The following is a 20,033-nucleotide window of genomic DNA, read 5'->3' as shown; positions in this document are numbered from 1 at the left end:
TAATCCGCAGAAGTGAAGGTGGTGATGATTAACCTTATGATAGATAAAATAATATTAACCATATGAAACGTGATAAACGCGACGGCAGGGCGTTCCGGGGCGCGGGTTGACCCGGCCGCAGGTGCGTACAGCGCCAAATGACCTGGCTGCTGCCTGGGCAACGTCCGCAACGCTATCGGCAGGGCCCGTCTGCTCCATCTCTGCTCCATCATCCACACAAACTCCAGCAATCTATTCTGCTTATCATCCTGCCACTTTCGTGGAGGATGAAATGAATACGCTGAACTACATCGCTAAATATGTGGAATATAACCTCAAAGTCGCGAGGTATTTCCTCATCAATGACACACGTTTTCATACGCAACGACTGCGCACGTTGCTAAACAGAGAGCCGAATCTGATTCATCCTGTCACGCTGAATGAAAAAATGTGCTATCGACTGATTTATGACAGAAACCCGCTTTATACGCAGCTGGCAGATAAACTCACCGTGCGTGAATATGTGCTCAGTCGAACCGATGAACTGATGATTGCGCCGTTAATTAATACCTACAAAAACACCAGAGATATCGATTTTAACACCTTGCCAAATAGCTTCGTTATTAAGTGTAACCACGACAGTGGCAGCACGATAATTTGCAAAGATAAAGGTACGTTCAATACGCAAGCCGCGTTATTAACGCTGGATTTGGCCATGAAGAAAAATATGTATTACTGCACACGAGAATGGCAATACAAAGACATCGTGCCAACCCTTCTTTGTGAAGAATATATTGAGCTGTTCGAGGGGCGGGACAGAGGCACGACGCCTGAAATGTTGCGTATCCACTGCTTTGCGGGTTGTGCGAGTTTTATTGAAGCCGACTTCACCGATGAGCAGGGCAGGGAATATGTGAATGTCTACAACAGAAAATGGGAACTGCAGCCATTCCAGATTGAGTATCCCAACCATCCTGCTTCGATACCGGAACCTGCGCTGTTCTATCGCGCACTCTCTGCTGCCCAGGCGCTGGCAAAAGACATTGACTACTGCAGAGTGGATATAATGCTCAAAGACGACAGCCTGTACTTCAGCGAAATAACCTTAACGCCCCAGCGCGGCAAGCTCAAAATCCTGCCTCAGGAATGGGATGCTAAGCTTGGCGCGATGTGGCAACAGCAGGCGTACCATAAAACCCACCGCTTTCCTTCCAGCCCAGCGGTGGATCTACGCTAAAGGGCAACGGGCCAGCGCAGTAAAAACAGTGAACCGCCCTGAGAGGAGGTCTGATAACTGATGTCGCCACCGTGGGCCTGCATAATGGCCTTCGCGACCGATAAACCCAGCCCACATCCCGCTGGGTTTATCGCCCGTCCCGCCGTGCCGCGTTGAAATGGCTCAAACATATGACGCTGGAAATCCTCGGGCACGCCGGGGCCAGCATCTTCCACCTCAATAAAAAACGTGTTGTCCCGGTGTCCGCTGCGCACCCGGATGACGCCCGGCGTGGCGTAATTAAGTGCGTTATCAAATAAGATGGTCAGGCACTGAATAATCCGCAGCGGATCACATTGCGTAACGGCAGTATTTTGCTCAATGATCAGGTTAAATCCCTGCTCGCTAAACTGATGGCAAAACGAGGCGCTAACGTTCTCCAGCACGTCGTTAAAGGCGACGGGTTTAACATCCAGCATAAAAGAACCGCCTTCTGCCGCCCCCACGACGCGTAAATCGTCGATAAGCCGGGATAATCCCTCTGTCTGCCGCAAAAGACTTTTAAACAGCTGCGGATCGGGCTCAAATACCTCTTCTACCAGTCCCTGTAGCCTGCCGCGTAAAATCGTGACGGGCGTTCTGAGCTCATGGGCAATCGCGGCATTCCAGGACTTGCGTTCGTTATCCAGCGTCTGCAACTTTTCTGCCATTTCGTTAAAGTCTCTGACCAGAATATTGACCTCACCAAGGCGGCTCTGACTGTTAGCGGCGCGGGCACTTAAATCCCCCTGAGAAATGCGGCGTAAACTGGTAGCAACGGAGCTGAGTGGATTCAGTATTTTAGCGGAGAGCTTAAAAGCAAAAAGTAAGGCAATCAGGAAGCTGATTACAGAGCTGATCGCTATCCAGACCCAGTCAAAGACCGTCATGCTTTCACTGTTGCTGGCGGATAAACCGCCGGGGAAATTATCGATGATAAAGCTGTAAAACAGGTAGGAGCCCACCACGGCCACGATAATAATGGTAAATGTCAGAGACAGCATAAACAGGAGGATTTGCCGACTGAGCGCTTTGTCTTTATTCACTTCTGTTCACCCAGGCGATAGCCTATTCCACGAATACTTTCTGGCACGCCGGATAAACCACAGCTTTCAAATTTTTTACGTAACTTGCTCATATGGCTGTCTACCGTTCTGTCGAGCGTATCGCTTTCGGGCAGGCAGGCATTAAGCAACTCTTCGCGGCTAAAGACTTTACGGGGATATTTTGCCATGTGCGTTAGCAGCTTAAATTCTGTGGTCGTCAGAACGGGTGTAAACGTCTGTCCATCGCTGTGGATCTCAACAGAGAACTCATCGGGATAGATGGTCATAAAGCGGGTTCTTATCAGGGTTTGTGGTGGGGCCTGCGTTTTGGCTCTGCGCAGAACGGCTTCGATGCGGGCGACCACTTCCGACGGGTTAAAGGGCTTAACAATATAGTCATCCGCGCCCAGGCGAAGCCCCATCAGTTTATCGATATCCTGATCCAGCGCGGTAACCATAATTACCGGCGTGTTGCTGTCTTTACGCAAGGTGGAAAGCACGTTCCAGCCATCGATTAACGGCAGTTGAATGTCCAGCAGCACCAGGTCAGGCTGTAAGCTTTTGATTAAGGCCAGGGCGTTTTCGCCATCTGCCGCATGTACGGCTTTCATTCCGGCGCGTTTGATGTAACTGATTAAGATATCAGAAATTTCAAAGTCATCCTCTGCCACCAGGATTAGATTATCGTTACTCATAACGCCCTCAAGGTGAATAAAACCTGTTGCGGATGATGAGGGCAGCACAGTCAGACATTAAGCTCGCCCTTGCATCAGGAACATTACGCCTGTCAGTACAGGCAGACCAGCAAAAGCACCGGGCCGGGCAGCAGAATAAAACGACCTGCCTGCCATTCGCACACCGCGAGGTGACCGGGTCGCGCGGTGATGCGGCGACGGGGAACGCTATCAGCGTCCGCACCACTCTTTCTGCAAGATGGCGAAAATCAGCGTGTTTTCATAGAGGGTTATACCGTCATCATCAGTAAATGACACATGCTCTTTGAAACAGCCCTCCAGCCGCATTCCCAGACGCTGGCATAACTTTTGCGATCCGTCGTTATAATCCGCAACGTAGGCGTAAATGCGCCTCACATTTTTCACCTTGAATAAGTAATTAAACAGGCAGGTTGCGGCTTCCTGAGCAAAGCCATGACCATGATATTCAGGATTAAGATACCATCCCACGCTCATTGTCTCCGCGTCGGGTTCGTCGTCGTTAGAGGCAAAAAAATGGCCGATTAAGGCATCCGTCTGTTTCAGACACAGGGCAAACTGCGTCGCGTCGCGGCTTCTGTTTTTTGCTTCCTGCACGGCGGCGGCAAAATCCTCCAGCTTCTCATCCAAAAAACAGGCTGGGTAAGGATCGGATAAATACGCAAACAGGCCCGCCGCATCCTGTTCCATAAATTTTCTGATGATTAACCTTTCGGATTCGGCTATTTTCATATCAGATTTTTCCCGGTGAAATAGACAGGAGGGTTATTTTTGTCCTGTGCTGTATTAATCTGTTTAATGAATGAATTTTGGCGTATATTACGTCCTGCGCTTTTAGGTTGTCTATCTAATATATTACTTTATGAATAAATTTTTTTAACTTTTACGCATCCATACTCTCTCCATAAATTTTACATAATAGGTCATTGTTAACGGATTACACTCCGGAATAATGCGCATTATTAGAGAGTATGTGTGATGACGCCCCGGAATTTAATAAAATTAAACTTTTGTGTTTTATTTTTTTACTGTTCGCCATCGGTTTAAATCCCGCAACAGTTTTATCACAACATCCTTATATGACCGTTCAGGGGAAAAGCGTCATAGCGACGCCGTACCGTCCTGTGAAACCCCTCAGTCGTTCTGCCGGGCGTACAGCCCAGAAAACGCTCTGGGAGGCGGTGGCTAACCATGCACTGGCCTGCCGGGGAGGCCGCGCAACCCGGCTTTTATATAAGGCTGCTCTGCGCCGACTCAGGGAGCCGTGAACGCATACAGCAGGCAAGCCAGTCACGATGATGTTGGTTTGACGGACAACGTTTTACATCAGAAATCACGCGAGGGCGCGTGAATAACAGCACAACAGATGAGGGTTTTGGCCAGCATCTTTCTTTTGTTTAGTCAGGGTAAATCATGCCTCAGTTTTTTATTAATCGACCCATCTTTGCCTGGGTAATTGCCGTCTTTATTATCTTGTTTGGTCTGCTCTCCATTCCAAAATTGCCTGTCGCACTTTACCCCTCGGTCGCACCGCCAACCATCAGCATTAACGCTTCTTATCCAGGCTCGACGCCGGAAAGCATGAATAACAGTGTGGTGGCGCTGATTGAGCGCGAGCTTTCATCGGTTAAGCATGTGCTGTATTACGAATCGTCCAGCGATACCAGTGGCATGGCGACGATAACGGTGACCTTTGCGCCAGGCACCGATCCTGAACTGGCCCAGGTGGACGTGCAAAACCGCATCAAAGTGATTGAGTCGCGGCTGCCGCAGGTCGTGCGGCAGAATGGACTGAGCGTTGAAGCCTCAGGTGCTAACTTTTTGATGATCGTCGGACTGACGTCGAAAGATGGCAAGCTTACCGAGGCCGATCTCAGCGATTATTTTTCCCGTAATATTTCAGAAGAGCTTCGTCGGGTTGAGGGCGTCGGTCGCGTTCAGCTGTTTGGTGCAGAGAAAGCGATGCGAATCTGGGTGGACCCGGTAAGGCTTAGCCAGTATCGCCTGACCATCAGCGATGTCAGTCGGGCCATTACTACCGAAAATACCCAGATTGCGCCCGGACGTACCGGCGACTCGCCAGCGGTTGCCGGTCAGCAGGTTAGCTATCCATTACTGGTTAAAGGACAGCTTGGTTCACCGCAGGAGTTCGCGAATATCACCCTGCGCGCAAATCCGGATGGCTCACGCGTGGTACTGAGCGATGTGGCGCGAGTGGAACTCGGCTCACAAACGTACAGTTTTGCCAGCCGTGAAAACGGACATGTTTCGACCGCCGCGGCTATCCAGCTTTCGTCCGGCGCAAATGCGGTAAAAACCGCAGAGCGGATCAAACTCCGCCTGAACGAGCTGAGGCAGGCAATGCCAGAGGGCATGGCTTACAGCATTCCTTTTGATACCACGCCGTTTGTGAAGATCTCTATCGAGAAGGTGATTCATACCTTTATAGAAGCCATGATTCTGGTCTTCCTGGTGATGTACCTGTTCCTGCAGAACGTTCGCTATACCTTTATCCCTGCCATCGTTGCGCCCATCGCCCTGCTGGGCACCTTTACCGTTATGCTGCTGGCCGGTTTCTCGGTCAACGTGTTAACCATGTTCGGTATGGTTCTGGCGATAGGGATTATCGTTGACGATGCGATAGTGGTGGTTGAAAACGTCGAGCGAATCATGGCGGAAGAGGGGCTCGGTCCAAAAGAAGCGACGCAAAAGGCGATGAAAGAGATAACCGGTGCGGTAATCGGTATCACCCTTGTGCTGAGTGCCGTCTTCATTCCCATGGCGATGGCCAGCGGCTCCGTCGGGGCGATTTACCGGCAGTTTACGCTCTCCATGGCGGTTTCCATCTTAATCTCTGCCTTCCTGGCGCTCAGTCTGACGCCTGCGCTGTGCGCCACGCTGTTAAAATCCACTGATAAGCATGCCCATCAGAAAAGAGGCTTTTTTGGCTGGTTTAACAATAAGTTTGCCGCCATGACTCACCTTTATGGTCGCGGCGTAAGCCGCTTATTAAAACGGGTGGGCGGCGCACTGGGGGTTTATCTGGCCCTGTGTCTGCTGCTTGTCCTTGCGATGAAAAACCTGCCTTCTTCGTTTCTGCCGGAAGAGGACCAGGGATTCTTTATGACCTCTATTCAGCTACCGTCAGACGCTACGAGTGAGCGCACGCTAAAAGTGGTTAAAGCGTTCGAACAGCAGGTGCTTTCAAGCCCCGCTATCCAGTCAAGCATCGCGATTATGGGTTTCAGCTTTGCGGGGTCCGGCCCCAACTCCGCAATGGCCTTCACGACGTTAAAAGACTGGGGCGAACGGCAGGGGGCCACTGCCTTTTCCGAAGCCGAACGTGCTCAGAAAGTGATGTCGGCTAATCCCGACGCGGATACCTTCAACCTCATCCCGCCGGCCATTGACGGACTGGGTAATTCATCGGGTTTTACCCTTCGCCTGCAGGATCATGCTGGTAAAGGTTATGCAGCGCTGAAACAGGCGGAAGAGCAGCTACTGGCCCTGGCGGCGAAAAGCCATGTGGTGCGGGATGTGTACGTTGACGGTTTACCCGATGGGCAGATGATCAGGCTTAATATCGATCGGCAAAAGGCCTTTGCCATGGGGGTTTCTTTTGACGAAATCAGCCAGACGCTGTCCGGTGCGATGGGGTCGCTTTACGTTAATGATTTCCCAAACAGCGATCGTATGCAGCAGGTCATCATTCAGGCCGACGCGAAATATCGTATGCAGCTCGACGATATACTCGGATTGTATGTTCGTAATGCGACGGGCGGGATGGTTCAGCTCTCTGAATTTGTTCATGCCGACTGGGAAACAGCACCATTGCAGTTAGTCCGCTATCAGGGCTATCAGTCCATAAAGATAAACGGTAATCCCGCACAAGGATATTCAAGCGGCGATGCGCTTAACGAGATGAGTCGCCTGGCTAAACAGCTACCTGAAGGATTCGCGATTGAGTGGACCGGCGGCTCGTTGCAGGAGCAGCAATCGGCTTCCGAAGCGCCGATGCTGATGGTGCTGTCCATGCTGGTGGTGTTCCTGGTGCTGGCAGCCCTTTATGAGAGCTGGTCGGTCCCGGTCTCCGTTATGCTGGTTGTGCCACTTGGGCTGCTGGGCGCGGTCATTGCCGTCAGTCTGATGAATATGCAGAATGATGTTTTCTTCAAAGTCGGCATGATCACTATCATTGGACTGTCCGCAAAAAATGCCATTCTGATTGTCGAATTTGCTAAACAGATGCACGAAGGGGGAAAAGGGCTGGTTGAGGCAACGCTGGAAGCTTCGCGTATGCGTTTACGACCTATCCTGATGACATCACTTGCTTTCACGTTAGGCGTGATGCCATTGATGCTGGCTAGCGGGGCCAGTGCCAGAACGCAGCAGGCGATTGGCAGCGGCGTGTTTGGCGGCATGATCAGCGGCACGCTGCTGGCAATATTCTTTGTACCGCTGTTCTACTTTTCCGTTATGAAAGTCACAGAGAAGTTGGCGCGTAAAAGGTCTTAACAGTCCTTGAAAAACGGACGTGATGGCAAGCCTGAACCCGGTATGCTGTCGCGTCCTTTCCGTCTGCATCGCTGCCAGGCCTGCCATGAAAGTATAAAAACCGTTCAAGAGCCTCATGCTATACGGCGCGGCCTGTCCGGTGGGCTGTGATGATGTGGATTACCACGATTGGCGGCGTGCGTTTATGAAGGCGAACGCCCTATCGCTAAAACGGGCATAGTGTCCGGTCAGTCACCAACGTCACCGAAGTCACTGAAGTCATCAAAATGCAGGTTGTGTCTCGGTGGCGATTTCAGCCGCTAAAGCCAGACGACGGAGCTCATCTTTCATCAGGGCAGGCTGTGTCCGGGGAATAAAGCCGCTGGCGCAGAGAGTGCGTATAAACGCTGGCGGGCCGCCACAAATACGCTTTGCCGCCTGAAGACAAGGGGAAATGCAAAGGGACGCTTAACTGGCCGACGATGTCAGGCGCGCGGGTCGCTCAGGATACATGGCAATGCCGCCCGACCCTTTCTGGCACCGCGTGCAATGGCAGGCAGACATATCCAGCCTGTCGGCCTGCAGGAGAAACTGACACTTTCCACACAGGCAATGTCCGCTAAACCTTTGCAGGGCTTTCCTCTTTCACCTGAGTGAATACAGAAAAGCCAGCCCACAGGAGCTGGCTTTGTACGAGTAAGGTCTTATCAGAACTGATAAACCAGACCTACAGCAACGATATCATCCGTTGAGATACCGGCTGCGTTGGTGAAGTCATTGTCATCCAGCAGGTTGATTTTATAATCGACAATCGCTGACATGTTTTTGTTGAAGTAATAGGCCGCGCCCACGCCCACGTATTTCACCAGATCCTGGTCGCCAAAATTGCCTTCAATATCCTTGCCTTTGGACTGCAGGTAAGCAAGGGTTGGACGCAGGCCAAAGTCGAACTGGTACTGCGCGACCATTTCGAAATTTTGCGCTTTGTTAGCGAAACCGATGGCACCATTACCGATGCGGGTGGCGTTATAGGTCTGAGTGAACTGCGCTGCCAGGTAAATATTATTGGCATCATATTTCAAACCGCCGGTATAGGTTTCGGCATTATCACCTTCACCCAGTGCCAGACCATTTTGATCCAGTGTACGTTTGGAGTGAGAATAGGCCAGACCTGCGCTGATACCGTCCCAGAAGGTATAGGTTACAGCCGCACCGTAGCCATCACCATTTTGCTTCGCAGCGGCACGCCCGTTATTGGTGGCGCCTTCTCCGTTATTGCCCCCGTTTCTGCCCTGATACTGCAAGGCAAAGTTCAGGCCGTCAACCTGACCGAAGAAGTCGGTGTTACGGTAGGTCGCCAGGCCGTTGGCACGCTGCTGCATAAAGTTATCAGAACCGTAAGTGTCGCCGCCAAACTCAGGTAACACATCGGTCCATGAGGTCACATCGTAAACCACACCGTAATTACGGCCATAGTTAAACGAGCCATAGTCACCGTATTTCAGACCTGCAAAGCCCAGGCGGGTCCATGACTGATCGTTGTCACTTTCCGTTTTATTAGCCTGCATATTGTATTCCCACTGACCAAAGCCAGTCAGTTGATCGGTAATCTGCGTCTCGCCTTTAAAGCCCAGACGAGCATAGGACTGATCACCATCTTCACCTTTGTCACCTGAGAAATAATGTAAGCCCTGTACTTTGCCGTACAGGTCAAGTTTGTTTCCATCTTTGTTATAAACTTCAGCAGCATTTGTTGTACCTGCTGCTAACAATGTAGTTACTGCCACTGCAACTAATTTAAGTTTCATGTGAGAAGTCCTTTTATTTATCTTTTGTATTTACCTGAGCCATTGATGGATGAGGCGCGCTTAAATGGCTCACTACTTTTAAATGACAATGCGGTACAAATTCAATAATAAGTTTCATGTGCTTTTTGTTTATTTGTGTTTATATGATCTGGATCCTGATGAGGAACTTTTTTTGTTATTTTTAATGGTGTTTTTATTTTGACTTTTCATTTTATTAAATTTGGCTATTGTGTTTTATTTAAATTGGCTGCGTGTATTAAATAAATAATAGATTTTTAATTTATTTGTTGTTTGTTGCTGTATTTTTATGTTTCACATAAAGTTGTGAAGTTTACGTATTGTTTTTTTATGACTAAAAAATTAACAGAAAATAAAGAATTTGACACTGAATGACTCAACCTTCAGGTGAATAGTGGTTTTAAGCGCTGTAACGCGTTATCAGGTCTTTAAGGGTGGGAGGAGACGAACGATAAAACAACAGATATGAAGAGTGTCAAGATCCCCCCAAAGCTCGCTTATTGAACAGGTAATGAGTGATAAATGCCAACAGGAAAAGGCTCGATAAAGCGAGTTTTTAGGATGCTTTACTTCAGCAATAGCGAACGTTTACCTGACGACGGGCATGCTTTGCCTGCGAAGCAGATTTTAGTGTTCTGCCCAGGTCAGAGACATGCATAAGTTATAACTACCAGAGACCGGCCAGCGCCAGGGTTGAAACGTCAGGTCTCGTAACCGTTGTCGTTAAGAAGGTTAATGGTCAGGATCTCAATAGCCCTCTCATATGCACGTGCCCGTATCAAGCTAATGACGAACTAACCTGTATGTCTCCACACTCAGCGTAAAAGAGTAACCAGCGCTGCCGCTAACGGTTCTGCTAATCTATCTTTTAGTGGTTCCACGAGAACGAAGAACGGCAGCATATTCTGTTTACGGAAATGAGATGTTGCGGATTTTTTTCATAACCATGAGGGCATCCCGGCAAACAATCCACTCAACCTGTTACAGGTCTAACTCATTTACTTGTGAGTGGACAATTACAAACACAGTCGGAAATAACGAAATTGAAAAAATGATTTGCATTGATAACAAACTTTCCACTCTGGCAACATCAATATAAACACCGAGCAACATATTAATGGAATGTTAAATACAAAAAACGACACCCTGTGGTCGATAAATTGTAAGTAAATGTTTCATTGCTCGTTGGGATGCTTATTATATTAGTAATAATCCGAAGGGCACATGGAAAATCCCAAACCCAATTATAATGAGAAATACCTTTTTAAAGTAAAAAGTGTCGTTAATGTAGACGGCCATTTCAAACAAAGAGATATATTCTGATAGTCAGAATCTATGAGGCTATTTGGTTTGAAGTTGCGCTTTCACTGTGTGAATATTCCTAAAGAAATATATACACTTCTAAAGAAAACCTATGAAGACAAAAATAGTGTGACATTGTTACTATCTTAAAAATTCCAATGCAGGCAAAATTATTTTTGTTTAATTCGGGGGCCCAGTATGGGATATCGGTATTACTGGCCGCCAAATGATATCTATTTTGGCGCTGGTGTAAAAGGCTTGATTGATTATTTGGCAGTAGAAACAAATGAAAGAAACTACTTTTTTGTTAATTTAAATGCATACAGCTTAATTTCTTCATTTCATTTTTTTTCGCATGCAAATGAATTAAGAAAAAAGATTGTGATAATTTCTAGTCCTCGACTATCACCTCTTGCTGAGTTTTGGTTAGCTGAAAATGACAACATAATTGCAGCATTTAGTTGTTTCGATATGCCTGATAATATCGTCAGGCAACTAATTCAGCATCAGCCGGGCGAGAAGATAGCTAATATCAACGTCCGATCTACAGTGAAAGTCAATCGTAAAGACATTATAACCATGAAATATTTTCTTTACGAATCGGGTATGAAAGAGTTGACGGAAAGATTTATAAACTCGCCCTCTACAGTTTACAGATGGCGAAAGTGTATTTCTGAAAAATTCGGCGTTAAAGAGCCCCGGCATTTATTAATACCTGAAAAGCTTACTTAATAAAAAATCGTTAGAACCAGAGTTGATAAAGAGTGTTGACCTAAAAAGTTAACATCAAAAATTGCTGTTCTCTAATCATTAGCATTATCAGCTAAGGGCGGTAGCGTGGTTGAAATAAGTGTCAGGGCTTGTTTTTATTTTAAAGTTACGATTAAGCAAAGGATTATTACGAGTGATCACCAAAGATGATGTTAAAATTGCCATTATTGGCCTGGGGTACGTTGGATTACCGTTGGCCGTTGAGTTTGGTAAAAAACGACCTGTAGTTGGATTTGACGTAAATGATAAACGTATTCTTGAGCTTAACGAAGGGTTAGATGTTAATCTTGAAACAACGAAAGAGGAGTTGCGCGATGCCAGTCATCTCGAATTGACCTCCTCAATTGATGACATTAAACATTGTAATTTTTACATCATCACTGTTCCTACGCCTATTAATGAATATAAGCAGCCAGACCTTACGCCATTGATTAAGGCGAGTGAAACGGTGGGAAGTGTGATTCGTAAAGGTGACATTGTCGTTTATGAGTCAACGGTCTATCCGGGATGTACTGAAGAAGAATGCGTTCCTGTGCTTGAGCGTACGTCCGGTTTGACGTTCAATAAAGATTTCTTCGTTGGTTACAGCCCTGAGCGTATTAATCCGGGTGATAAAAAATATCGTCTTACCAATATTAAAAAAATCACATCAGGTTCAACAAGCGAAACAGCCGATCTGGTTGATGGCCTTTACAAGGAAATCATTAAAGCAGGCACCTACAAAACGGAATGTATCCGAGTCGCTGAAGCCGCAAAAGTGATTGAAAATACCCAGCGTGATTTAAATATTGCGTTGATCAATGAACTGGCGATTATTTTTAATCGGTTAGACATCGATACTGAAGCGGTCCTGCGCGCTGCAGGAAGTAAGTGGAATTTCTTACCGTTTCGTCCGGGATTAGTAGGCGGACATTGTATCGGCGTCGATCCTTACTATCTGACGCATAAATCTCAAGGCATTGGTTATTATCCAGAAATTATTCTGGCTGGTCGTCGCCTGAATGATAATATGGGAGGCTATGTTTCCGGACAGTTAATAAAAGGAATGATCAAAAAAGGAATAAATATTGAAGGGGCAAATGTTCTCATCCTGGGTTTCGCGTTTAAAGAAAACTGCCCGGACATCCGAAATACAAGAATTATTGATGTTGTGAAAGAATTAGAAAATTATAATTGCAAAGTGGATGTTTTTGACCCTTGGGTAGATGCTGAAGAAGTCACGCGAGAATACGGTATTTCAACTATTCAGGCGATTGAAGCCGATTTTTATGATGCCATTGTTGTGGCCGTGGGTCATGAGCAGTTTAAACAGATGAGCGTTGATGATATTCGCGATTACGGAAAGGATAAACATGTACTCTACGACCTGAAATATGTGCTTCCGGCTGAGCAATCAGATATGAGGTTGTAATTATGACTGCTTATGATGAATTAAGAATCCATTTGGTTCTCGAACCAAAACGGTGGCTAATCACCGGGGTGGCAGGTTTTATTGGCTCAGCTTTATTGGAAGAATTGCTATGTCTAAACCAAACCGTGGTTGGGCTGGACAATTTTTCGACTGGCTATCAGCATAACCTGGATGACGTTCGCTCTACCGTCAGCGATGAACAATGGTCGCGTTTTACGTTTATTAATGGCGATATCAGGTCGTTTGAGACTTGCCAGAAAGCCTGTGAAAATGTGGATTACGTACTTCACCAGGCGGCTTTGGGAAGCGTACCGCGTTCACTAAAAGATCCTGTCACGACTAATAGCGCAAATATTGATGGGTTTCTGAATATGCTTACTGCGGCGAGAGATTCGCAAGTGGCTAGTTTTACCTATGCCGCAAGCAGTAGCACTTATGGCGATCATCCCGCGTTACCCAAAGTTGAAGAGCATATTGGCCGGCCATTAAGCCCTTATGCGGTGACGAAATATGTTAACGAGTTATACGCAGAGGTGTTTGCGCGTAATTATGGTTTTCAAAGCATTGGTTTGCGCTATTTCAATGTATTTGGTTGTCGCCAGAATCCGAAGGGTGCCTACTCGGCAGTGATCCCTCGCTGGATATTATCAATGCTTAAGAACGAGCCGGTTTGTATTAATGGTGATGGCTCAACCAGTCGCGACTTTTGCTATATACAAAACGTGATTCAGGCAAACTTTCTTGCAGCTACAACACAAAATGTCGCTGCAAAAAATCAGGTCTATAATGTGGCAGTTGGTGACAGAACGACATTGAACGAACTTTATTATTACCTTCGTGATGAATTAAATAACTGGCAAGATAATAAGAATTTCCGTGAGCCTGTCTATAAGGGTTTTCGTGACGGTGATGTCAAGCATAGCCAGGCTGACATTAGCAAGATTAAACGTTTTCTTTCTTATGAGCCCGAGTTTGAAATTAAAGAAGGGCTTAAATTTACCGTGAAATGGTATATCGATAAACAGGATGAATTATACCCTGTCTCGTAAGTATTTATTGACTTGATCGTGGAATAAAATAATGAAATCGACAGGGATGCTTACGCTTACACCGATTGGCAGTTGCCGAATCGTCAATCCCATTAAGCGAGCTCAACCTTATTTTAACTTTGAAGCTAATTTTAAAAAAATTTATGGCTTTACCCATACCAGCAGTGAAGCCTTACAGCAGATTCGTTTTATTCTGGGAGAGCATGATATCCCGGAAAAAGTACAGCCTTTTATTTTTCGCCCTGCTGTACGTGATATCAAAAATGAGATCCACACGCCTTCTGATTTTTATCTCGTTGAAATATCAAGCCAAAAGAAGGTTATGGCTTATGATTATTGCCTACAAATAAATTACTTAACCAGACATTTTTATGATTTTTTTAGCAAGCCTGAGCGGGCGCGTATTTATTGGTCTCTCGCGACAAAAGAAAATCATCAGAAACTGTCTGCGTACCTGGAAGCTGAACCCTGCTATGCCACGATGCCGGAAAGTGACAGGGCTTTATTGAAAAGCATTCGCGTTGAACAGATGGATGAAGAGGCCATTGAACAGGACATGCGCGAAATCGTTCGGCTCCTGGGGCATGACCATGTCATGTTCATGACGCACATTAATGGCCTTACCCATACGGGATCACCAATACCGTCGCGAGCCAGACTCATCAAAAAGGTAGAATCCAGCGCCAGCAGAATGGGCATTCCCTGCATTAATCCCACCTATCTGATGGCAAAGTGGGGGCAGAAAAGGGCACTGGAAAAAAATGGTGAGGATCTTACACACTATACCGATTCCTTTGGTGATGCGATTGTAGCGGCAATCTTTAAAGATGTGATCTACAGCCAAATTCATCACATGGATGACACGCGACATGAGCTACAAGATCAAATGTTCGAACTCAGTGTGTCTGTCAATAAACTCCTGGCACGAAATGACATCGTTGGCGCGTCACAGACGTTATTTGCCGCACTGCGAAACAATCAGCGTGACCCGATTTTATTACAACTGCGTTCGGTCATCTTTAGCCGGCTGGGTTACTTTGAGCAGGCCTGTCAGGACATTATTGATGTTGAAAAAATGATTGGAACGACCGACAGCACCTTGCGCTGCCGACTGACAGCCCTGCATGGATTAGGGCACTGGGAAGAGGCACTGGCTACGGCTGAAATGATGCTTTCAAATGAAATTGAGGATGAAGACGTTCTGACAGTTGCAGCGGACTCAGCCGACGCACTGCAACTTTTTGAACGGTCATATCATTACTGGAAGCGGGTATTGCTAATGAACTCCGCTACGCCATCAGGATGGGTAAAATTCCTCAACAGCACGCAATATTTCTCCGAGGGTACGGCATTCTCTGAGGCGTTTCATGCGGGCGTACAGTCGCAGTGCCTGAACGAGAGCTTTATGGAAACAGGCTTATCGTTGTCAATTTCCTTCAAAGATGAAGCGATATTTAAGCAAACATTAGAGTGGTTATTACAGCGTGAGTCTGCGTTCGTGTTGTCAGCGTTAACGACGATTACGGATACTGGGCTTATCATCAGTGCGGCTTCATGTATTAAAAACCTGAGCCATCATTTAACGTTGAGCACCTCATTTAAAAATAAATTACATAATGTTTTTATGATGTGGAAGAATATGGCGTTATCACTTCATTCGGCTGATGATTTTGCCACGCTGAGCACCTCTTTAGTTTACGCCTGTTCCGCATCTTCTGTTTACCCTCATATCACAAGCCTGAATAACTCTATAAAAAAGACATGGCGTGATAAGTTAAAGAAAATGTATGAAGAAAAAGAGTATGAGGATATTTTAGTCGGTGTGAGGATTGTCTGGCCTTTATTAGAATACGATCCTGTGAGTGCTATTTATTGCGCGCGCGCACTCATTAATAGTGAGTTATGGCAAGAGGCATGCGTTTTGTCTCATATGACATTAATGCGCAATCCGAATATCACCAGCTTGCAGGCAATGACATTACGTAGCATGCGCCATATCAGTGATGTGCCGTTTCTCGTTGATCGTATAACCGAATTAATGGAGATTTCACAATCTTTCCAAACGCCTTCAATCAACCTCTTATTTGAAAAAGAGTGCCGTCATATCGCGACCAGGGCGCTTAAATATGTTCGTCAAAAGAAAAGTGAAGGTCGTCTGGATGAGGCATTATCCCTACTCATTAAAATGAAACGCATCGATCCCGACGCTCAGCGGTTGATGCGTGAATATAAGCAAATTGTTCGTTTATTTGATGAGTCGATGAAACAAGACGGCAGCATGATGACATCCAAAGAAAATCTGGATTATGCCAGAAAGCTGCTTATATTCGATAACGAAAACACATATGCATTAAAATACGTCGCATTAAATTCAATGCATCAGCGAGACTATGAGCAGGCATTATTATACTGGCAACGACTGGAAAAAGTAGGTGGTCCGACGGATTCTGTCACGAGGAAAATTGCCACTTGTCAGGTAATGCTGCAAAAAAGCTTGTCTGGTAAGAGGCGCTAATTATGTTTGATACGAACCTAAAAAAATTGATGCAGGAAATTACGCTGCTTAAAAAAGAAGGGAAAATATCGGAAGGGATATCCCTTATTGATCGTTTATTTCCAGAAGAGAATATAACCGCATCGGCAGCCTTAAAAAAAGCTGAATTCTTGTACGATCTTAATGAAACAGAACGCGCGTACAAAATTTATGACGCATTAGTTGCTCAAAATAGTGATGAAGCGCGTTACGAATATGCCCGACGATTGTTTAATCGTGGGCTGGCAAAAGATGCTCAGCTTATCCTTAGCGGTATTGAAGAAAAAACATTAAAAGAATATAAAAACTATTTAGCCAAAATTAATAAGATCTGCAATTTACTAGAAGAATATGAAGGCAAAGCTATTACAGCGGGAACGAATACCCGCATTATTGCCATGAAGTATGCCATATTGTCATATCGCCACCGGCAGATCCGCGAACTTCCCAGTGGACGATTAGGACGACTTTCATTGTGTACAGGTTCGCTAGGCAGTGGTGGCGCTGAACGGCAAATTTCGAGACTGGCGATTGAAATAACCAAAAAATATCAGGAACAAGGTGAGATAGCCGGATGGAAAGTGGAGGAACCGGTCGAATTGATCATTCGCTCTCTTTCTCCGGCGCTAAAGCAGAATTTTTTCCTGAAAGAAGTGCAGGATGCGCAAGTTGACGTTCTTGAAATGGCAAAGATAACCGTTAACGTTTTTGACGATACTGCGGTTGATTCTCCTGAACTGCGTTTACTGCTTTCTCATCTTCCCCCACAGTGTAACTACGGTATTAAGCGTCTGGTGCCGCATCTTCGTCAGCGGCAGCCTGATTACCTGTCCATCTGGCAAGATGGTGCCTGTCTGACCGTGGCTCTGGCGGCGCTGATTACAGGTGTTCCCCGTATCCAACTGGGATTGCGAGGATTACCGCCGATAGTAAGAAAACGACTTTTTAAACCGGAATATGAACCTCTCTATCAAGCGCTGGCGCAAATCCCGGGCGTAGATTTTATGAGTAATAACTATTGCGTCGCCCGGCGTTACGCTGACTGGCTTCAGTTGGATGAACGTAAATTCCAGGTGGTATATAACGGGGTTTCGCCACCTGCCACTGAAGCATCGTCAGCGGTTCCTGATAAAATCTGGCAAGCATTTATGCAGAAAACAAAAGATGCCGACACGACAATCGGCGGAGTTTTTCGTTTCGTTAGCGATAAAAGTCCGTTTGTCTGGATCGACTTCGCGGCTAACTATTTGAAGCAGTATCCCCGCAGTCGATTTATTTTAGTCGGCGATGGTGAACTGCGTGCCGAAGCTCAGCAACGGGCTGAACGACTTGGCATTTTGGCGCGTATTCTGTTTGTCGGTGTTTCACGTGACGTAGGCTATTGGCTAAAAAAAATGGACGTTTTTATGCTCTTCTCCCGCTATGAAGGCCTGCCAAACGTTCTGATCGAAGCACAAATGGCGGGCGTGCCCGTCGTGTCAACGCCAGCCGGCGGCTCCGCAGAATGTCTTATTGAAGGTGTTTCTGGCTACATTCTGGATGATGAGTTGGAGGTTAATCTGGAGCAGGCCTGCCACTATGCCAGGCAGTTGAGCACCTTATCGCGAGGCAGAATCTGTGTTTGTGAGGAAACACAGGCCTTTTTGCAGGAACGTTTTTCTGTAGAAAATATGGTGGGATCTTTTATTCGAACCATTACTGCCATGCCTAAGTCATTCAACTGAGTTTATTGAATGGCTCTCACTTAATGTAAATGAGTTTTATGAAAAAGATCATGCTTGTAGTTATTGTGGCTGGATTGCTTTCGGGGTGTACGATCCCAAGAGCTGCATTTAAATCCAGCCTTATTCACCATGACGATCCCGCGTTTAGCCTGATAGAAGTGACACCGGCTTTTAAAACAAACGATTCTGATATATCACAGCATAATATACCCGATGCCATTTTTAACGATACTGACTGGCAATGGACCTCGCTTACTGCAGGTGATGTCCTCCATATCACCATTTTATCTTCGGGGGGCGCGGGCTATTTATCCGATAACTCAAATGGCGATCGCGCTGATTTCGACAATATTTTCGTGGCTGATGATCAAACGGTTCGGGTGCCTTATGCAGGAACAATCGCCGTTAATCATCTCAATGTCAGACAGCTCGCGGACGAGATTACCCAGCGACTTTCACGCGTAGTGCTAAATCCACAGGTTTTAGTCACACTGACTGCCCGAACTGGCGCCATGGTAACGCTGGAAGGTAGTAGTGGAAAAATGGGGCGCTTTCCTCTCGATCAGAGCATGAATCATTTGAGTCATTTTCTGGCGGCAACAAACATGGAGAATGCCAGCGCGGAGATGACGGAAATCAGTGTCACCCGCCAGCAGCATAATTTCCGGGTGCGGCTCGCCGATCTTTATCAGCAACCCGCCCTGGATATTGCGTTACAGCCAGACGATCGTATTACCGTGCGTCAGGTCACTGATTATGTGAATGTCCTTGGCGCGGCGGGCATTCAGGGCAAGCATGCTTTAGTAAAACGTGATTCCAGCATCCTGGATGCTATAGCGCTGGCGAAAGGACTGAACGATAAACTTGCCGATCCTCAAGCTGTTTTTCTGTTTAAACATAACGAAACGCAGCTGGCGAGTCAGCAGGGACGTAAGCCCAATATCTATCATGTTGATATGAGCCTGCCTGATTCAGTGTTTCGTGCCAGAAAGCTTAAGATAGCGGATGGTGACGTCATCTATATTTCTAACGCCTCGTTAACTGACCTTGCTAAGGTTCAGGCTGCGTTTGGCGCTTTCTTATCTCGTAGCACCAATGCGCTATAAACATAGATATATGGCTATCTCGAAAAAATGTTCTGAACGTTTCAGGAATTTCATTTCATGTTACGAGCTAATTATCTTATTAATGTCACGCGATTTAAGAGCGAGATTTAATGATAATGTATTAAGCTATGTCATGGTATTGGCTGTTCCCCTTGCATGGATTACAATCACGGTAATCTCTTTTCAACTTTTATCGCGGAAAGTACCGATTTTTACTGACGATGTGAGTTTTGTGATTGCAGGGATTTTACCCTACCTGTTATTTCGCTATACCATTACCGCTACAATGCGCACGCGTTCTTTCTATATGTCACTGATTGTTGTCCTGCCGGTAAAAAGAAAGTTTGTTATGTTTGCTTTAGCATCGGTTGAATTTATAAATGCCGTCATTATTTACATCATCGTCTCATCAATTAATTTTCTTTTTTTCTCTCATTGGGAAATCCATAAACCGCTTTTGATTTTCAACGGAATGTTTATGGCATGGCTTCTGGGGTGTTCTTTTGGTTACTTTTGTGATGCTTTGTCTGACCGGTTTCCGCTGGTTTATAAGGCTCTGCCCGTCGTACTCAGACCCATGTTTTTAATATCGGCCGTATTTTATACCGCGAACGAATTACCTTATTCCGTATTGAATGTGCTTAGCTGGAATCCTCTGCTTCATGCTAACGAAATTGTCAGGGAAGGCATGTTCGATGGCTATCAATCTTTTTGCCTTGAACCGCTGTACCCGCTAGCATTTTGCGCAACGTTATTTCTGGCTGGGTTAGCCTTTCGCTTGATTCTCAGCACTCATAATAACTGATTTTTTATTTATCGAAGAG

Annotated in this window: 13 protein-coding genes; 9 read left to right on the top strand and 4 right to left on the bottom strand. The window is 46.2% G+C overall.

The window, feature by feature from the left end:
- Positions 1–271 precede the first annotated feature (271 nt).
- The gene (locus A6A26_RS21655) at positions 272–1,216 is read left to right on the top strand and encodes an ATP-grasp fold amidoligase family protein (RefSeq protein ID WP_063880661.1); all 945 of its coding nucleotides are present in this window, start codon (positions 272–274) and stop codon (positions 1,214–1,216) included.
- On the opposite strand, the gene A6A26_RS21650 is transcribed toward A6A26_RS21655, so the two are convergent.
- The 3 genes from A6A26_RS21650 to A6A26_RS21640 form a co-directional block, all read right to left on the bottom strand.
- The gene (locus A6A26_RS21650; protein ID WP_063880660.1) at positions 1,213–2,280 is read right to left on the bottom strand and encodes an ATP-binding protein; all 1,068 of its coding nucleotides are present in this window, start codon (positions 2,278–2,280) and stop codon (positions 1,213–1,215) included. The genes A6A26_RS21655 and A6A26_RS21650 overlap by 4 nt on opposite strands.
- Positions 2,277–2,975 carry a response regulator gene (locus tag A6A26_RS21645; protein WP_063880659.1) on the bottom strand — a complete coding sequence of 233 codons (699 nt, stop codon included), beginning with the start codon at positions 2,973–2,975 and terminating at the stop codon, positions 2,277–2,279. The genes A6A26_RS21650 and A6A26_RS21645 overlap by 4 nt, the downstream gene beginning before the upstream one ends.
- A 210-nt stretch (positions 2,976–3,185) precedes the next feature.
- Entirely contained in the window at positions 3,186–3,725 is a 540-nt protein-coding gene (locus A6A26_RS21640) for a GNAT family N-acetyltransferase (RefSeq protein WP_063880658.1), read from the bottom strand.
- A gap of 681 nt (positions 3,726–4,406) precedes the next feature.
- Here A6A26_RS21640 and A6A26_RS21630 point away from each other — a divergent pair.
- The gene (locus A6A26_RS21630) at positions 4,407–7,508 is read left to right on the top strand and encodes an efflux RND transporter permease subunit (protein ID WP_063880657.1); all 3,102 of its coding nucleotides are present in this window, start codon (positions 4,407–4,409) and stop codon (positions 7,506–7,508) included.
- Between the two features lie 686 nt (positions 7,509–8,194).
- On the opposite strand, the gene ompC is transcribed toward A6A26_RS21630, so the two are convergent.
- On the bottom strand, positions 8,195–9,295 hold the full coding sequence (gene ompC, locus A6A26_RS21625; protein WP_063880656.1) for a porin OmpC: 1,101 nt from the start codon (positions 9,293–9,295) through the stop codon (positions 8,195–8,197).
- A gap of 1,518 nt (positions 9,296–10,813) precedes the next feature.
- Here ompC and A6A26_RS21620 point away from each other — a divergent pair.
- From A6A26_RS21620 to vexB, 7 genes are all read left to right on the top strand, one after another.
- Positions 10,814–11,347: a Vi polysaccharide biosynthesis protein TviA gene (locus A6A26_RS21620; protein WP_063880655.1), complete on the top strand. Its 534-nt coding sequence runs from the start codon at positions 10,814–10,816 to the stop codon at positions 11,345–11,347.
- Between the two features lie 172 nt (positions 11,348–11,519).
- Positions 11,520–12,797, top strand: coding sequence for a Vi polysaccharide biosynthesis UDP-N-acetylglucosamine C-6 dehydrogenase TviB (tviB, locus tag A6A26_RS21615; RefSeq protein ID WP_063880654.1), 1,278 nt, complete (start codon positions 11,520–11,522; stop codon positions 12,795–12,797).
- A 2-nt stretch (positions 12,798–12,799) separates the two neighbouring features.
- Positions 12,800–13,846: an NAD-dependent epimerase/dehydratase family protein gene (locus A6A26_RS21610; protein WP_063880653.1), complete on the top strand. Its 1,047-nt coding sequence runs from the start codon at positions 12,800–12,802 to the stop codon at positions 13,844–13,846.
- Between the two features lie 31 nt (positions 13,847–13,877).
- Positions 13,878–16,361: a hypothetical protein gene (locus tag A6A26_RS21605; protein ID WP_063880652.1), complete on the top strand. Its 2,484-nt coding sequence runs from the start codon at positions 13,878–13,880 to the stop codon at positions 16,359–16,361.
- 2 nt (positions 16,362–16,363) lie between these two features.
- On the top strand, positions 16,364–18,103 hold the full coding sequence (gene tviE / locus A6A26_RS21600; RefSeq protein WP_063880651.1) for a Vi polysaccharide biosynthesis glycosyltransferase TviE: 1,740 nt from the start codon (positions 16,364–16,366) through the stop codon (positions 18,101–18,103).
- 50 nt (positions 18,104–18,153) lie between these two features.
- Positions 18,154–19,209, top strand: a complete 1,056-nt coding sequence (vexA, locus tag A6A26_RS21595; RefSeq protein WP_305790314.1) for a Vi polysaccharide ABC transporter protein VexA — start codon at positions 18,154–18,156, stop codon at positions 19,207–19,209.
- The gene (gene vexB, locus A6A26_RS21590) at positions 19,172–20,014 is read left to right on the top strand and encodes a Vi polysaccharide ABC transporter inner membrane protein VexB (RefSeq protein WP_283350752.1); all 843 of its coding nucleotides are present in this window, start codon (positions 19,172–19,174) and stop codon (positions 20,012–20,014) included. Before vexA ends, vexB begins: the two co-directional genes overlap by 38 nt.
- Positions 20,015–20,033: the final 19 nt, after the last annotated feature.

The organism is Pantoea sp. OXWO6B1, assembly GCF_001641135.1.
GTDB lineage: Bacteria > Pseudomonadota > Gammaproteobacteria > Enterobacterales > Enterobacteriaceae > Pantoea > Pantoea allii.
Note: the sequence above shows the minus strand (reverse complement) of the source record. Positions and strands in the feature narration are given on the sequence as shown.